This is a genomic window from Dactylosporangium sp. CA-152071 (assembly GCF_050936335.1).
Taxonomy (GTDB): domain Bacteria; phylum Actinomycetota; class Actinomycetes; order Mycobacteriales; family Micromonosporaceae; genus Dactylosporangium; species Dactylosporangium maewongense.
Window position 1 is genome coordinate 2,833,053 of sequence record NZ_JBNJMZ010000002.1, and the last position, 14,537, is coordinate 2,847,589.

At 73.4% G+C, this 14,537-nt stretch carries 16 protein-coding genes; 8 read left to right on the forward strand and 8 right to left on the reverse strand.

What is annotated here, in order from left to right:
• Positions 1–67 precede the first annotated feature (67 nt).
• A complete protein-coding gene (locus ACQEVZ_RS52660) occupies positions 68–271 on the forward strand; it encodes a cold-shock protein (protein ID WP_344498499.1) in 204 nt (67 codons plus the stop codon).
• Positions 272–340: 69 nt separating this feature from the next.
• Here ACQEVZ_RS52660 and ACQEVZ_RS52665 read toward each other — a convergent pair whose 3' ends face one another.
• Entirely contained in the window at positions 341–1,228 is an 888-nt protein-coding gene (locus ACQEVZ_RS52665) for a cobalamin-binding protein (protein ID WP_433383166.1), read from the reverse strand.
• Positions 1,229–1,456: 228 nt separating this feature from the next.
• Here ACQEVZ_RS52665 and ACQEVZ_RS52670 point away from each other — a divergent pair, with 228 nt between their 5' ends.
• On the forward strand, positions 1,457–2,707 hold the full coding sequence (locus tag ACQEVZ_RS52670) for an acyltransferase family protein (RefSeq protein WP_433383168.1): 1,251 nt from the start codon (positions 1,457–1,459) through the stop codon (positions 2,705–2,707).
• On the opposite strand, the gene ACQEVZ_RS52675 is transcribed toward ACQEVZ_RS52670, so the two are convergent.
• The 3 genes from ACQEVZ_RS52675 to ACQEVZ_RS52685 form a co-directional block, all read right to left on the reverse strand.
• Positions 2,679–2,990 (reverse strand): STAS domain-containing protein, encoded by a 312-nt coding sequence (locus tag ACQEVZ_RS52675; RefSeq protein ID WP_344498493.1) that lies wholly within the window; start codon positions 2,988–2,990, stop codon positions 2,679–2,681. The two genes, ACQEVZ_RS52670 and ACQEVZ_RS52675, sit on opposite strands and share 29 nt — an antisense overlap.
• 194 nt (positions 2,991–3,184) lie before the next feature.
• Complete coding sequence (locus ACQEVZ_RS52680) at positions 3,185–4,123, reverse strand: poly(ethylene terephthalate) hydrolase family protein (protein ID WP_433383170.1); 939 nt, start codon at positions 4,121–4,123, stop codon at positions 3,185–3,187.
• A 127-nt stretch (positions 4,124–4,250) separates the two neighbouring features.
• Complete coding sequence (locus ACQEVZ_RS52685) at positions 4,251–5,228, reverse strand: alpha/beta hydrolase (RefSeq protein WP_433383172.1); 978 nt, start codon at positions 5,226–5,228, stop codon at positions 4,251–4,253.
• 104 nt (positions 5,229–5,332) lie between these two features.
• On the opposite strand from ACQEVZ_RS52685, the gene ACQEVZ_RS52690 reads away from it, so the two are divergent.
• The gene (locus ACQEVZ_RS52690) at positions 5,333–5,998 is read left to right on the forward strand and encodes an acetoacetate decarboxylase family protein (protein WP_433383174.1); all 666 of its coding nucleotides are present in this window, start codon (positions 5,333–5,335) and stop codon (positions 5,996–5,998) included.
• Here ACQEVZ_RS52690 and ACQEVZ_RS52695 read toward each other — a convergent pair.
• Positions 5,968–7,419, reverse strand: coding sequence for a flavin-containing monooxygenase (locus ACQEVZ_RS52695; RefSeq protein ID WP_433383176.1), 1,452 nt, complete (start codon positions 7,417–7,419; stop codon positions 5,968–5,970). The two genes, ACQEVZ_RS52690 and ACQEVZ_RS52695, sit on opposite strands and share 31 nt — an antisense overlap.
• On the reverse strand, positions 7,416–8,033 hold the full coding sequence (locus tag ACQEVZ_RS52700) for a TetR/AcrR family transcriptional regulator (protein WP_344498483.1): 618 nt from the start codon (positions 8,031–8,033) through the stop codon (positions 7,416–7,418). The genes ACQEVZ_RS52695 and ACQEVZ_RS52700 overlap by 4 nt, the downstream gene beginning before the upstream one ends.
• Positions 8,034–8,087: 54 nt before the next feature.
• Here ACQEVZ_RS52700 and ACQEVZ_RS52705 point away from each other — a divergent pair, with 54 nt between their 5' ends.
• Positions 8,088–8,903 (forward strand): alpha/beta fold hydrolase, encoded by an 816-nt coding sequence (locus ACQEVZ_RS52705; RefSeq protein WP_433383178.1) that lies wholly within the window; start codon positions 8,088–8,090, stop codon positions 8,901–8,903.
• 136 nt (positions 8,904–9,039) lie between these two features.
• On the opposite strand, the gene ACQEVZ_RS52710 is transcribed toward ACQEVZ_RS52705, so the two are convergent.
• Positions 9,040–10,371, reverse strand: coding sequence for a neutral zinc metallopeptidase (locus ACQEVZ_RS52710; RefSeq protein ID WP_433383180.1), 1,332 nt, complete (start codon positions 10,369–10,371; stop codon positions 9,040–9,042).
• Positions 10,372–10,536: 165 nt separating this feature from the next.
• Between ACQEVZ_RS52710 and ACQEVZ_RS52715 the strand changes: the two genes are divergently transcribed.
• The 3 genes from ACQEVZ_RS52715 to ACQEVZ_RS52725 are packed head-to-tail and all read left to right on the forward strand — an operon-like array spanning position 10,537 to position 12,483.
• Entirely contained in the window at positions 10,537–11,370 is an 834-nt protein-coding gene (locus ACQEVZ_RS52715) for an alpha/beta fold hydrolase (RefSeq protein WP_433383182.1), read from the forward strand.
• A 60-nt stretch (positions 11,371–11,430) separates the two neighbouring features.
• A complete protein-coding gene (locus tag ACQEVZ_RS52720) occupies positions 11,431–12,006 on the forward strand; it encodes a hypothetical protein (RefSeq protein WP_433383184.1) in 576 nt (191 codons plus the stop codon).
• 3 nt (positions 12,007–12,009) lie between these two features.
• Positions 12,010–12,483 (forward strand): phosphoribosyltransferase, encoded by a 474-nt coding sequence (locus ACQEVZ_RS52725; protein WP_433383186.1) that lies wholly within the window; start codon positions 12,010–12,012, stop codon positions 12,481–12,483.
• A 67-nt stretch (positions 12,484–12,550) separates the two neighbouring features.
• Here the strand turns inward: ACQEVZ_RS52725 and ACQEVZ_RS52730 are convergent, their stop codons facing one another.
• The gene (locus tag ACQEVZ_RS52730) at positions 12,551–12,934 is read right to left on the reverse strand and encodes a hypothetical protein (protein ID WP_433383188.1); all 384 of its coding nucleotides are present in this window, start codon (positions 12,932–12,934) and stop codon (positions 12,551–12,553) included.
• Between the two features lie 219 nt (positions 12,935–13,153).
• On the opposite strand from ACQEVZ_RS52730, the gene ACQEVZ_RS52735 reads away from it, so the two are divergent.
• Complete coding sequence (locus ACQEVZ_RS52735) at positions 13,154–14,500, forward strand: hemolysin family protein (RefSeq protein WP_433383190.1); 1,347 nt, start codon at positions 13,154–13,156, stop codon at positions 14,498–14,500.
• Positions 14,501–14,537: the final 37 nt, after the last annotated feature.

A 14,537-nucleotide genomic window follows, 5' to 3' on the forward strand; every position in this document is an offset into this window, starting at 1 on the left:
GGTCCCGGCGAGGTCTTCACTGCCGGCAACGATGGCCGGTAGGACTCGTCTGTTTCAGGAGGAACGTGTGGCTAGCGGTACCGTGAAGTGGTTCAACTCCGAAAAGGGCTTCGGCTTCATCCAGCAGGACGACGGCGGCGCGGACGTCTTCGTGCACTACTCGGCCATCGCGAGCTCCGGCTACCGCGAGCTGACCGAGGGCCAGAAGGTCGAGTACGACGTCACGCAGGGTCAGAAGGGCCCGCAGGCGGACAACGTCCGCGGCATCTGATCTTCATGCTCCTGCTGCGGAAGCCGCGCACCTGCCGGTGACCGCTTGCAAGACGGGCCCGTGCGACGCTCATTGAATGGGCGTCGCACGGGTCCGTCGCCATTCCGGCGGGCACACTTCCGGGTGCAGCAGTGCCGCCAGGGCCTCCACCCCGTCGACGAGCCGCGGGCCGGGCCGCACCACGATGCCGTCGGCGTCGATCGCCCACACCGCGGCGTCCGGGAAGCGCGGCGCGACGAGCCGGGCCTGCTCGGCGGCGCCGTCGAGGTGGAACCCGCACGGCGACACCACGACCACGTCCGGCCCCGCCGCGGTCAGCGCGTCCCAGGTCGTCGCCTGTGACCGCGCGCCGGGATGCGCCGCGACCGGCTCCCCACCGGCGGCGGTGACCAGGTCCGGCACCCAGTGGCCGGCGGTGAACGGCGGGTCGACCCACTCCACGACGAGCACCCGCGGCCGGGGGCGCCCGGCGACCGCCGCGGCGACCGCGTCCAGCCGCGCCCGCAGGTCCGCGACCAGCCGGTCCGCCCGGTCCGGCACCCCGGCGCGGGCGCCGACCGCCACGATCGTGCCGAGCACCTCCGCGAGGGAGTGCGGGTCCAGCGACAGCACGTCGGCGCGGCAGCCGAGGTGCTCCAGGGCGTCGGACACGTGCCCCGACGGCAGCGCGCACACCCGGCACAGGTCCTGCGTCAGGATCAGCTCCGGGTCGAGCGCGGCCAGGGCGCCGGCGTGCAGCGTGTAGAGGTCCTCGCCCGCGGCGAACCGCTCCCGCACATACGCGTCGATCTCCGCCGGCGCCATCCCGCGGGTGTCGCGCCCGCCGACGACCACGGTCTTGCCGGCCCGCGCGGCCGGCGGCTCGTCGCACTCGAACGTCACGCCGACCAGGTCGTCGCCGAGCCCCAGCGCATAGACGATCTCCGTCGCGGACGGCAGCAACGACACCAGGCGCACGCCGGCAAGCCTAACGGGTGAGTGAACGGACGCCGGGATTCACCCGTCGACACTTCACCGTGCTGCCGCCCCGCATTCACACTGCGTCACGAGATCGTTGGGATAGCCTCGTCGAGGACGCGGAGCCCGCGTCCACTCCCCCCGTGAAATCCGCGATTGTCTCGAGGTCTGACGCTGGCCCGCCCGGCCCGCGTCCTGACCCGTCGCGCCTGCGCGAGGGAGAGGTATGTGTTGACGCGAGTCCGGCCGCGGCACGGGCGCAGGCCCGCGACGCTCGAGCAACTGTATGCAGGACGGGACAACGGGATCGGCGCGATCCGGCTGGGCCTGGCGGTCGTCGTCGTGTTCACGCACGGCACGTCGCTCGGCTTCGGCTGGGAGGACCTCGGCGAGTCGCTGTTCCGCGGGCAGACCAACACCGGCACCCTCGCGGTGTTCGGCTTCTTCGTGCTGTCGGGGCTGCTCATCACGCGCAGCGCGGCGCGCACGACGATCGGCCGGTTCGTGTGGCACCGGATGCTGCGCATCCTGCCGGCGCTGTGGGTGTGCCTGCTCGTGACGGCGTTCGTGGTCGCGCCGCTCGTCGCGTTGCACGAATGGGGGACGCTCAAAGGGTTCTGGTCCGGTCCGAAGGGGCCGCTGCAGTACGTCACCGCCAACTGGTTCACCGGCGTCCGCCAGTACGGCATCCATGACCTGCTCGGCGCGTCCACCCCCTGGGGGCGGCAGTCCGGCGGCAGCGTGTTCGACGGCGCGTTGTGGTCGCTGATCTACGAGGTGCTGTGCTACGGCCTGGCCGGGGCGCTCGCCGTCACCGCGGTCCTGCACCGCAGGCGGTGGCTGGTCGTGTGCCTTGCCGTCGCGCTGTACGGCGTCGTCGTCACCGACCAGATCCAGGGCCGCCCGCTGACGGGGCCGCCGACCCCGCACTACGGCCAGGTGCACCTGCCGCTGCTGGGCGAGGTGTCGTTCCACTGGCTCATGTACCTGGGGTTCCTGTTCCTCGCCGGCGCGGTGATGGAGCTGTACCGCGACCGGGTCGTCATCCACGACGGCGCCGGGTTCGCCGCCCTCGCCGCCCTCACCGGGTCGCTGCTGTTCGGCGGCTTCTTCGTGATCGGGTTCCCGGCCCTGGTGTACACGCTGATCTGGGCGTCCGTTCGGATGCCGGCCGGGCTGCGGTGGATCGGCCGGCGCAACGACTACTCGTACGGCGTCTACATCTACGGGTTCATCGGCCAGCAGGTCTTCGCCGGCCTCGGCTGGAACCGGTGGGGGTACCTGCCCTACATCGCGATGTCCCTGGCCGCCGCGTTCGGCGCCGCCGCGCTGTCGTGGCACCTGGTCGAGCGGCGCGTGCTCGCGTTCAAGGACTGGACGCCGCGCCGTGCGCGCCCCGTCGCGAAGGTGCCGGTCCAGGCCGCGGGCCCGGTCGCCGTCGCGGACGTCCCTATTGCGGCGGGAGCCCGAACAGACTGATCAGCCCGGCGGTGCGCAGCGTGCGCAGCAGCACCGCCGACGGGTTCTCCAGCACCAGCCGCGAGCCGGCCTGCTCGGCCTGCCGGTGCGCCGCCACCAGGGCACCGATGCCGCTGGAGTCGATGAACGTGACGAGGCGCAGGTCGAGGTGCAGCGTGCCCGGCGGCGGCCGCAACGACCGCTCGACGCACTGGCGGAACCGGTCCGTGGCCCCGTAGTCGAGATCGCCACGGGCCACGATGACGACGCCGCCACCGATGCGGCCTTGCACGTGCAGGCTCATGTCCACCGAGAAACCGTCCCAACTCCGGATCGGTGAACCCTATCGACCCTGCTCAGCGGCGGTTCGTTGCCATCCGGCAAGCGAAGCTGCGGGGGCGCGGGCGAGGCTGCGGGGGCGGCGAGCTGCGGGGGCGCGCGAGGCTGCGGGGGCGCGCGAGGCTGCGGGGGCGCGGTGGGGCGCCCCCGCAGGCGTGTTCAGCGCACGAACTGGGTCTCCACGCCGGCGTCGACGGCGTCGCCGATGCCGTAGACCCAGGCGGCGCCGACCGGGTCGCCGAGCTGGGCGCGCAGCCACAGCGCGGCCCACCGGGCGATGTTCTCCACACCCGCCGCCTGGTTCAGGGTCTGCGGCGACAGGTCCGGCCGGGCACCGGCCGGGTTCTGCGCGTCGGTGATGCCGTAGTGGTTGGCGCCGGCGACACTCACGTACAGCTTCGGCGCGCCCTGCAGGACCGCATACGTGCCGAGGCCGTTGGCTGGGGTGCCGATGCCGTCCACGGCGCCCTGGATGAGCGCGACCGGGACGGTGTTGGCGACCGGCGGGATCACCGGCGAGCCGGGGGCGGCGTTGTTGGTGCCGTAGAACGCGGCCGCTCGCAGCTGCGCCGGCGCCGGGATCGGCACGTCGGTGAACGGCGGCGTGGACAGGCCCGTGGTGAGACCGAGCCCGGCGGCACCGCCGAACGAGTGGCCCGTGAGCAGCAGCGTGCCCGCGTCGATCTGGCCCTTGAGCGGCGAGCCGGTGCGGGCGTTCTCGGCGGCGGCCCAGGCGACGGTCCAGGTCGCCTCGGCGCCGTCGGCGTACAGGCCGGGGACGCCGAAGATGACCCGGGTGTGGTCGGGGACGACGACCACGAAGCCGTAGGAGGCGACCTTCCGCGCGAACCCGGCGTAGGAGGACCGGCCCACGTTCGCACCCTGCAGCAGCAGGACGACCGGCCACGGCTGGTGCGGTGAGGAGGTGCCGGGGTGGTACACGTCGGCCTGGTCGCCGTTGACCGTGGTGCCGTAGGTGCCGACGTTCGAATACGCGGCGTCCGCCCGGGACGGGCCGATCAGGGCGCCGGCAGCACCCGCAAGGGCGGTGCCACCGGCTGCGAGCAGCACGCCGCGGCGGCTGAAGCGTTGAGCCATTCGGACCTCTGTTTCCTCTAGTGAAACACAGTTTCCTTTACGACACGCGTCAGCGTACGGGAACAGTGGGGCCCGCCGTCAATGCCTGGTTCGCATCGACGGCGGGCCGTTGTTCGATGGGTCGGGCTCAGCTGCCGCTGAGCGTCTGCGTCACGCCGCCCGTCAGCAGCGACTGGTAGTACGCGCCGCCGGGGTAGTACGTGGCGGTCGTCGTGCCCGCGACGGCGTCGCCGGCCCAGGCGACCGCGAAGGTCTGCAGCGCCGTGACGTTGCCCGGCTGGGAGGCGCCGTTGGGCACGGTGCACAGCCCGTCGGTGCTCGCGCCCTCCGCGTCGCAGTGGGAGCCGGTGGTGAGACGGACGCCGAGGAACGGCCGGTGCACGTCGCTGGTGAGCTCGACCGTCCCGTTCGCGTTGGAGTTGGCGAGGTACGGCGGGGACGAGATCGCGAGGACCGGCGTGCTGGTCAGGTTGAGGCCCTTCAGGCCGGTGGCCGTGTTGGAGCCGATGAACGACTTCACCGGGTCGAGCAGCTGGACGAGGCGCACCCGGGCGAACTGCGACGGGAAGGTGGTGCGCAGCCGGTTCGCGACATACGCGGCGACCTCACCGCCGGCCGAGTGGCCCGCGATCACGTACGACGTCGGCAGGGCGCCCGCCGGGCGGCCCGCCTTGCTCAGCGCGTCGGCGTAGCTGCGGGCGAGCGCGCCGCTTGCGCTGTTCGCCTGCCCGAGCCAGGTCGCGACGTTGTTCAGGAACGGGGCGTTGTTGCCGAGGTTGCTGACAGTGCAGCCGAAGATGTCGGCGGACGGCAGCGTCGGCGCGAAGACCACGAACCCGGCCGCGGCGTAGTGCTCGGCGAGGTCGGCCAGGTTGCCGTTGGAGCGGGAGAAGCCGTGTTGCAGGTAGACCAGGCCCTTGGCGGTGCCGGCGGGCAGGAACCAGTCCGCCGACGGCCGGTAGGTCAGCCCGGCGCACGAGACGTCGACGGTGTTGCTGACCTGGGTCCATGCGCCGGCAGCTGTCGCCGCCCGCGCCGGTGCGGTCAGGCTCACCGTGGCGGCGATGAGCAGGGCGGACAGGGCGGTCAGCCGTTTGGAGAACATCGAGCGCTTACCTCCTGACGTGTATCGCTGGACGAAACGCTGTTTCCTGAGGATCGATTAAGCTCTGCTTGTTGGCAGGCTGTCAAGAGGCGTAGAGTGCCGTCGTGGAGGGAAGCCCATCGATGCCGTATCCACCTTCGCCGTGGTCTCTGCGCGGCCGGATGCACGTGTCCGTGTGGGCCGTGCCGGTCGCGGACGTGCCCGCGCTGCCGCCGGCGCTGGACGGCGCCGTCCGGGTGCTGCGCGTCGGGAGACGGGCGTTCGTCGGCACCGCGTGGGTCGACTACCGGCCCGGCGGCGACATGGCCTACCGGGAGCTGCTCTCGGCCGTGCTGACCCGGGCCGGCTGGCGGCCGCGCGTCACCATCACGCACATCTGGGTGGACAGCGTCGCGTCCCGGGACGGCGGCCGGGAGCTCTGGGGCATCCCGAAGGACCTCGCCGACCTGACGATCCCGTCCGTGTCCGGCCCGGCCTCCGCGTCCACAGTGGACGGTCCGATCGCGTCGGCGGTGCTGCCGCGCGGGGACGGGCTGCCGCCGCGGCTGCCGGCCAGGTTCCGGGTCGTGCAGGCCCTCGCGGGGCGCGCCGAGACGACGCCGGTGCGCTCGACCGCGCGCTACGGCCCCGCCCGGGTCGTGTGGACGTTCGCTCCCGAGGGCCCGCTGCGGTTCCTCGCCGGCCGCCGGCCGCTGCTGTCGTTCGTCGCCGGCGACTTCCGGATGCGGTTCGGCGCGCCTCAGCGCGCCGCTGTGGAGTCCTCTGGGTAGTTCGCTGTGTAGTCCGCTTCGCTCAGCTCAGCCGTGCGCGCCGCGTATTCGGCCGCCATCCCCGGCCAGTTGGTGACGACGCGCCCGCCGCCGGTGCGGTACCAGCTGTCGCAGCCCACCCAGACGCTGTCGCCGAGCCGGCGCTGCATCTCGGCGTCGAACGCGCCCGCGACCTCCGCCCGCACCTCCACCGGACCCCGGCCCGCCAGCATCCGCACCGCCTGCACGATGTAGCGGGCCTGCGCCTCGTGGAAGTACACCACCGACGTGTTGCCGGTGTTGGTGTTCGGCCCGTACATCAGGAACATGTTCGGGAAGCCCGGCACCGCGATGCCGAGGTGCGCGTAGGCGCCGCCGCGCCACTCCTCCTGCAGGTCGCGCCCGTCCCGCCCGGTGATCCGCACCGGTGCGAGGAACTCGGTGGCCGCGAAGCCGGTGCCGTACACCAGGACGTCGCACTCGTGCTCGGCGCCGTCCTCCGTGCGGACACCCCGGGCGGTCACCCGTGCGATGTCGGCGGTCACCAGGTCGACGTCGGGGCGGCGCAGCGTCCGGAACCAGTCGCCGGTGAACAGCACCCGCTTGCACCCCATCGCGTAGTCCGGCGTGACCCGCTGCCGGATGCCGCGCGCCTGCAGCACGCGCTGCGCGCTGGAAAGTGTCCAGACCGCGAGGCGCGCCGGCCGGTTGCCGGTCACCGCCTTGCCCGTCACGACGGTGAGCAGCCACGTGCCGGCCCGCGCGACCCGCATCACCGCCGGGACCCTGCGGTTGAGGGCCCGCCGCCAGCTCCCGTACCGCCGGTTCGGCTTCGGCAGCGTCCACGGCGCCGTGCGCTGGAAGACGGTGACCCGCGCGGCGTGCGGCGCGATCGCCGGCACCAGCTGGATCGCGCTGGCCCCCGTGCCGATGACGCCGACCCGCCTGCCGGTCACGTCGACGCCCGGATTCCAGCGCGCCGTGTGCATCGCCGGGCCGGTGAACTCCTCCGCGCCCGGCAGCGCCGGGATCACCGGCCGCGACAGCTGCCCCATCGCCGGGATGAGGACGTCGAACTCGTCGCCGGAACCGTCCTGATAGGACACCCGCCACCGCTCGCCGGTCCAGGCGGCGGCCACGACCTCGGCGCCGAGCCGCAGGTGCGGCTCCAGGCCGAAGTCACGGACGCACCGCCGGAGATAGCCGAGGATCTCCGGCTGCGGCGGGAAGCGCTGCGACCAGTCGGGGTTCGGCGCGAACGAGTACGAGTACAGCGGCGCCGGGATGTCGCACGCGCAGCCCGGATACGTGTTGTCGCGCCAGACCCCGCCGACGCCATCCGCCTTGTCCACAATGGTCAGATCGCGGAACCCGGCCCGGCGCAACAGGTGCGCGGCCGCGATCCCGCCGAACCCGGCGCCGACGACCAGAATCCGCGTCATAGCTTCCTGAACACCTGCTCCACGAGGGTGATGAGGCTGGTCGACAGCAGCACATGCACCTGGTCCCGGCTGAGCACGCCGCGCTCCAGCCACTCGCGGGCGGTCGCCTTCGCCAGCCCGCAGTAGGCCCGGACCATCGCCCGCAGCTCGTCGCGGTGCTCGGCCTGGCCGTCGAGCCCGACCGCCACCAGGATGCTGTCGGCGGCGATGTCGTCGGCCTCGCGGAGCACCCGCTCGATGTCCGGGTCCCGCCCGACCCCACCGCCGTCGACGGCCGCGAGCCACGACCGGCTGTGCCGGGACACCACGTCGAGGAACCAGGTGACGCTGGCGTCGACCCGGGTCGCCAGGTCGCCGTCCGGCAGCTGCTCCACGGCGACCGCGGGGATCGTCACGAGCACCCGGACCGCCTCGACGAACAGGCCCTTCTTCGTGCCGAAGTAGTGGTTGATCAGCCCGCGGGCGACCCCGGCCGCCTCGGCGATGTCCGTGGTGGACACGTCCGCGTAGGCCCGCTCCCCGAACAGCCGCACCGCGACGGCGAGGATCTGCTCCCGGCGGACGTCAGGCTCCAGCCTCCGCCCCCGCTCGACGGTCTCCCCGCTCATCCGCATGGCAGCCACCGTGCCCTGTTGTTGGCTGGCTGTCAACAACGTACGGTGACCCTCGTGACCTCGCTGTCGCACCACCGGTCCGGCACCGGCGAGCCCCTGGTCCTGCTCCACGGCATCGGCAGCCGCTGGCAGCTGTGGGAGCCGGTCCTGCCCGCCCTCCGCCCCCACTTCGACGTGCTGGCGCTGGACCTGCCGGGCTTCGGCGCCTCCCCACCGACCGCGGGCGTCTCCGTCGGCGCCTCCCGCACGGGCGCCGACGCCGACGTGGCCTCGTTCGCCGACGCGGTGACCAGCTTCGCCGCCGCCGCGTTCCCGGGTGCGGCGTCGTTCCATGTGGCGGGCAGCTCGCTCGGCGGTGGGATCGCGCTCGAGCTGGGCCGCCGCGGCGTGGCCAGGTCGGTGACCGCGTTCGCCCCGATCGGCTTCTGGGGCCCGCTCTCCCGTCGCTGGTGCCAGGCCTCGGTGACCGGCGCCCGGGTCTTCGGCCGCCTCACCCGCCCCGCGCTGCCCGCCCTCGCGTCGACGGCCGCGGGCCGGATCGCCGTGTTCGGCCTGTTCTTCGGCCACCCGGCCCGCCTCGACCCCGCAGTGTGCCTCGCCGACGTCGACGCCCTGGTGGCCGCCCCCGCCTTCACCGCCGCCAGGTCCGCGTTCGCCGGCCACCGCTTCACCGACCCCGGCACCCTCGACACCATCCCGGTCACCGTCGCCTGGGGCACCCGCGACGCGATCCTCCCCGCCTTCCAGTCCCGCCGCGCCGCCGCCGTACTGCCACACGCCCGCCACGTCAGCCTCAAGGGCTGCGGCCACCTCCCGTTCTCCGACGCCCCGGACACCTGCGCCACCCTGATCCGGACCACCATTGGCTGATGACCCTCTGGCCTTGCGGTTCACGTCCTGGTCGGCCTTGACGACCCCGCACAACGCCCGGACCCGGTGACCGCCGACAAGGCCTACTCCTCCCGAGCCAACCGGAAGCGACGCGGCCGGGCCGGCGGCACAGAACCTAGACGCACTTGGGCAGGCCGCCCAGGGTGCCGTCGCGGAAGGCGGCGATGCGGTCGAAGGCGGTGGCGTCGTTGCCGGAGCCCGCGCGGCCGAAGACCAGCAGGGCGGCGACGGCCTCGTCCAGGTCGCCCGGGGAGAGGCGGAGGCCCTCGGTGCGGTTGAGCAGGTCGTTGGTCCACGAGCCGGCCAGGCAGTCGACCGTCAGCTGGCCCTCGCGGCCGGTGGCCGGTGCGCCACGGCGTTCCTGGGCGACGCGGGCGAACAGGTCGGCCAGGAGCATGCCGATGGCGTTGTCGCCGATGTGCTCGTACAGCTGCGGGCCGAGCTGCTTGTCGTCGAAGGCGATGAAGTCCCGGCTCGTGCAGGCGAAGGCCGGCGACGGGTCCTGGCCGGGGCAGTCGGGCGGGTCGGCGGGGTCGAACGGGACCACCTCGACCTGCTTCCACGGCTTGCCGGTGAGCCGGGGGTAGGCGCGGCTCCAGTACGCGGAGGCGTCGGCGGACAGCTCGGACACCGCCTGCTCGTAGGGCAGGTCGCCGCCGGACGCGGCCTCCTCCTCGGAACTGAAGGGGACCTCGGTCACCGGCAGGTTGCGGGCGTGGTACGCGGCGCACCGGCCGGCGCCCTGCTCGACGCCCTCCTGCAGGGCGCGGACCCGGTCGAAGGCGTTGCCGTGCGCCTGCTCGGCCTGGGCCGGGACGCCGGGCTCGTCGCGGAGCGTGAGCATGCCGGCGACGGTGCTGTCGAGCTCCGCGGGGGTGGCGGCGGCGAACTTCGAGGAGTGCCCGGCGGCGATGTCGGCGATCCAGCTGCCGGCATAGCAGTCGGCCTGCTGCTCCAGCACGATCGTCGGCTGGCCGCCCTGCTGGAGGCGGGTCTGCACGGCGTGGCCGTACTCGTGGGCGAGGACGACCGCGACGAGCAGCCGGCCGAAGTCGGCGTCGAGCTGCGGGACGAGGGTCTCGGCGTCCCAGGCGATGAAGTCGCCGGCCGAGCAGTAGAAGGCGTTCGGCTGGTACCGCCACCGTTCGGGCCCGCACGGCGGCGGCGGGTCCTGCCGGGTGTACGGGTGGTAGCCGCCGGTCACGGGGCGGAAGGGCGCGCCGCCGGACAGGCGCGGGTAGGCGGCGGACCAGAACCGTTCGACGTCGGCGATGGCGTCGCGCGCGGTCTGGTCGGCGCGGGTGGCGTCGGGCGCGCGGCCCAGGACGCCGCCGAGCGGGGCGCCGCGCTGCTCCTGGTCGCCGCCGGTGCCGCCGGTGCCGATGGCGCAGCCGGCGCCGACCACGAGGGCGACCGCCGCGGCCATGACGCGAACGAGACGGCTCATGCCGCCGCCTCCGCTGCGCTCCGGCGCCGGCCTGAGCCAAGCACCTCAAACCCGGTTCGCAGCCATCCGCTGCGCTCCTGCCCGCCCACGTCATGCCCATGCCCCACCGGGTCCGGCGCGAAACGCGGGCGGGACTCGATCGAGCGGCACGCATATCATCGCCCGGTGGACTTCTTCGACGGTGCCGACGGCACCCGGCTCGCGTACCACCGCGGCGGCGCCGGCAGCCCGCTGATCTGCGTCCCGGGCGGGCCGATGGTGGCCTCGTCGTACCTCGGCGACCTCGGCGGGCTGTCCGCGCATCACGACCTGGTGCGGCTGGACCTGCGCGGGACCGGCGGGTCGGAGGAGCCGCGCGACCCGTCGACCTACCGCTGCGACCGGCTCGCCGACGACGTCGAGGCGCTGCGGGAGCACCTCGGGCTGGACCGGATCGACCTGCTGGCGCACTCCGCCGGTGCGGCCGTCGCGGTGCTGTACGCCACCCGCCACCGCGACAGGATCGGCCGGCTCGTGCTGGTGAACCCGTCGCCCCGGGTGGTGGGCCTGGAGGTCGCCGACGCGGACCGGCGGGAGGTCGCGCGGCTGCGCCACGCCGAGCCGTGGTTCCCGACCGCGTTCACCGCGTTCGAGCGGGTGTGGGCCGGCGAGGCCGTCGCCGCCGACTGGGCGGCGATCACGCCGTTCATGTCCGGGCGGTGGGACGACGCCGTCCGCGCGCAAGCCGCCGAGCAGGACCGGCTGCGCAACGAGGAGGCGGCGAAGGTGTACTACGACGGCGTCGACGCGGCGGCGGCCCGGACGGCGATCGGTGGCCTGCGGGCGCGGGTCCTGCTGATCGCGGGCGAGTATGACGTGGCGCTGCCGCCGAAGCGCGCCGCCGACTACGCGGGCCTGTTCCCGCACGCCGAGGTGGCCGTCCAGCCCGCCGGCGGGCACTCACCGTGGCTCGACGACCCGGCCTGGCTCGCGACGACGGTCAGCGCGTTCCTGAAATAGGCCGTTGCATCGCCTTTGTACGTTGGTCCGCGCACACGAACCGACGATCAAGGAGCATGCATGAAGCGCCTGGCGCTTTCGACTTTGTTGGTGACGTTGATCGGCCTCACCGCCGCCGGCTGCAAGGCCGACGAGGCCGACTCCCCCGCCGCACCGGCGACCACCGCCGGGGCGGCCGCGACCCAGGGCGGGGACCAGTACCCGAAGGGCGACGACGGCGCGAAGGCGCTGCTGCAGGCGCTGCCGAAGGACCCCGCGCTCGTACAGAAGCTGCAGCCGACGGCCGAGGACTACAAGGCACTGTTCGTGGGCGCCGCCGCGGCCAAGGCCGAGCAGTTCTACAAGAAGAACGTGTGGACCGGGCAGAAGGTCGAGGTCGCCGGCAGCGCGGGCCAGACCGAGCTGAAGGTGGCCAAGGCCAGCAGCGACGACCTGAAGGCGTGGACCGCCGCGGCCGAGGCCGAGTTCCCCGGCGGCTACAAGGACGTCGGGCCGCACCTGCAGCCCGGGGTCACCTGGTACCGGTGGAAGTACACCGAACCGGGCAAGGACTCCGGCATGGCGTTCGACGGTCTGGCCCACGTCAACGGACACTGGGTGTGGACCCCCAAGCCGTGGAAGGCGCTCGAAGGGTAGGCGATGGAAGAGCGGGAAGAGCTGAGCTGGCAGGAGTTCGGCGCGGCCTCGCGGGAGCTGGCGCAGGCGGTCGCCGACGACGGGTTCCGGCCCGGCGTGGTGCTGTCCATCGCCCGCGGCGGGCTGCTGCTGGCCGGCGCCCTCGGGTACGCGCTCGACGTGAAGAGCATCGTGATGATGAACGTCCTGTACTACACGGGCGTCGACGAGCGGACCGAGGCTCCGGTGGTGCTGCGCCCGACCCCCGACGGCGAGGATCTCGCCGGCGCGCGGGTGCTCATCGCGGACGATGTCGCCGACACCGGCGCCACCCTGCGGGTCGTGCGCGACTTCTGCGTCGCGCACGCCTCGGAGGTGCGCATCGCGGTGCTGTACGAGAAGCCGCAGAGCGTCGTGCCGTGCGAGTACGTGTGGCGGCGCACGGAACGCTGGATCAACTTCCCGTGGTCGGCGGAGCCGCCGGTCACCAGCGCATGACGGCGGGGGCGCGGCCGGTCCGCGCCCCCGCCCTCACACCGCGTGCTTTCACGTCGCGTGCCGGGTTTCAGCGGGTCGTCCGCGCCTGGCCGCTCGTGTTGTAGCCGCGGCCGTTGTACGAGCTGCCGTTGTACGCGCGCCACAGGTCGCCGTCGCCCGGCTGTCCGTCCCGGAAGTCGCCCTCGCCGAGCCGGCCGACGACGAACCCCGCCGCGGCGGCCGCGAGCAGGAACGTGTCGGGGCGGCCGCGGGCGGCGTCCCGCACGCACTCCAGGACGCCCTCCGGCTCGTGCCCGGCGAGGTAGTCCGCGGCCCGGTGGCCGCACCGCGGCATCCGCGTGACGGCCTTGTTCGCGGGCGGGCCGCCGCGCCCGCCGGTCATCTGGTCGAGCTCGCCGGCGGAGCGGCGCACGCCGTTCCCGCCCCGGTCCGCGGGTTCGAGCTCAGCCATCACAACCTCCAGGGTGTTCGGGGGATTGCCGCTCCATACCCGGCGACATCGGAGGTAATCACCGCGACACGGATGGATCGGTCGCCCTCTGTATCGATTCAGTCGCGCTGCGCCGGTCCCTGGTGCTTCCCAGCGATCGTTCAGCGAAGCCTGCTAGCGTCGGATCATGGTTGGTTGGAGTACCGGGCCGGGCACTGCCCGGCTGGCTAATGGTCCCTCATGCTGATCCTCATCGGCCTCGCACTCATCGTGGTCCTCACCGCCGCCACCGGCTACTTCGTGGCGGCCGAGTTCGCCTACGTGGCCGTGGACCGCGCGAAGCTCAAACGCGCCGCCGACGACGGTGACCTGGCGTCGCGGCGCGCCCTGCGCGTCACCGGGCGACTGTCCTTCATGCTGTCGGGCGCGCAGCTCGGCATCACCGTCACGGCCCTGCTCGTCGGTTTTGTCGCCGAGCCTTACCTGGGCACGGGGCTCGCGCGGCTGCTCGGCACGGCCGGGGTGCCGCAAGCGGCGAGCGCGTCGGCGGCGGTGGTGCTGGCGCTGCTGACGGCGACCGTGGTGCAGATGGTCCTCGGTGAGCTCGGCCCGAAGAACTGGGCGATCGCCCGGCCGGAGGCCCTCGCCCGGGCCCTGGCCCGGTTGACGCTGGTGTACCTGGCGGCGGCCAGCCCGGTGATCCGCATGTTCGACGCGGCGGCGAACCGGTTGCTCCGGCGGGTCGGCATCGAGCCGATCGAGGAGCTGCCCGAGGGCGCCACCCCGGAGGACCTGGAGCGCATCATCGCCGAGTCGCGCACCGGCGGGCTGCTCGACGCCGACACCTCGCAGCTGCTGCAGCGCGGGCTCGCGTTCCGGGCGCGCACCGCCGAGGAGGCGATGATCGCCCGGGTCGACGTGGTCACGGTGGCCGCGACCGACCCGGCGATCCGCCTCGTCGAGCTGTTCGACACCGGGCACACCCGCTTCCCCGTCGTCGGTGAGAGCGTCGACGACCTGATCGGCGTCGTCGGCGGCGCCGACCTCGTGGCGCTGCCCGCCGCGGACCGGCACACGATGACGATGGCGGAGATCGCGCTGCCGCCGGTCCTGGTGCCGTCGACGGCGGCGCTGCCGGCGGTCCTGGAGCGGCTGCGCACCGAGCACCGGCAGCTGGCCTGCGTCATCGACGAGTACGGCGGCTTCGCCGGCATCATCACCCTGGAGGACGTCGCCGAGGAGCTGGTCGGGTCGATCCGCGACGAGGACGACGCGCCGGAGCCGTCCGCCGTCCGCCAGCCGGACGGCTCGTGGCTCGTCCCGGCCCGCTGGCGGGTCGACGAGGTGGCCCGCATGACCGGCGTGACGCTGCCGGAGAGCGACGACTACGACACCGTCTCGGGCCTCGTGCTGCAGCGTCTCGGCCGCATCCCGCGCCCCGGCGACACCGTGGAGGTCACGCTGCCGCCCGCACTCCCCGACGACGACGCCCCGCCCCGCGAGGTGCGCCTGGAGGTCCTGACCGTGCACCGCCACGTCCCCGACACCGTCCGCGTGTCCGTCCTCGCCAAGAAGGTGTCGGCGTGAGCGGGTCGGAGCGAAGCGGAGGGCTGCGAACCAGCAT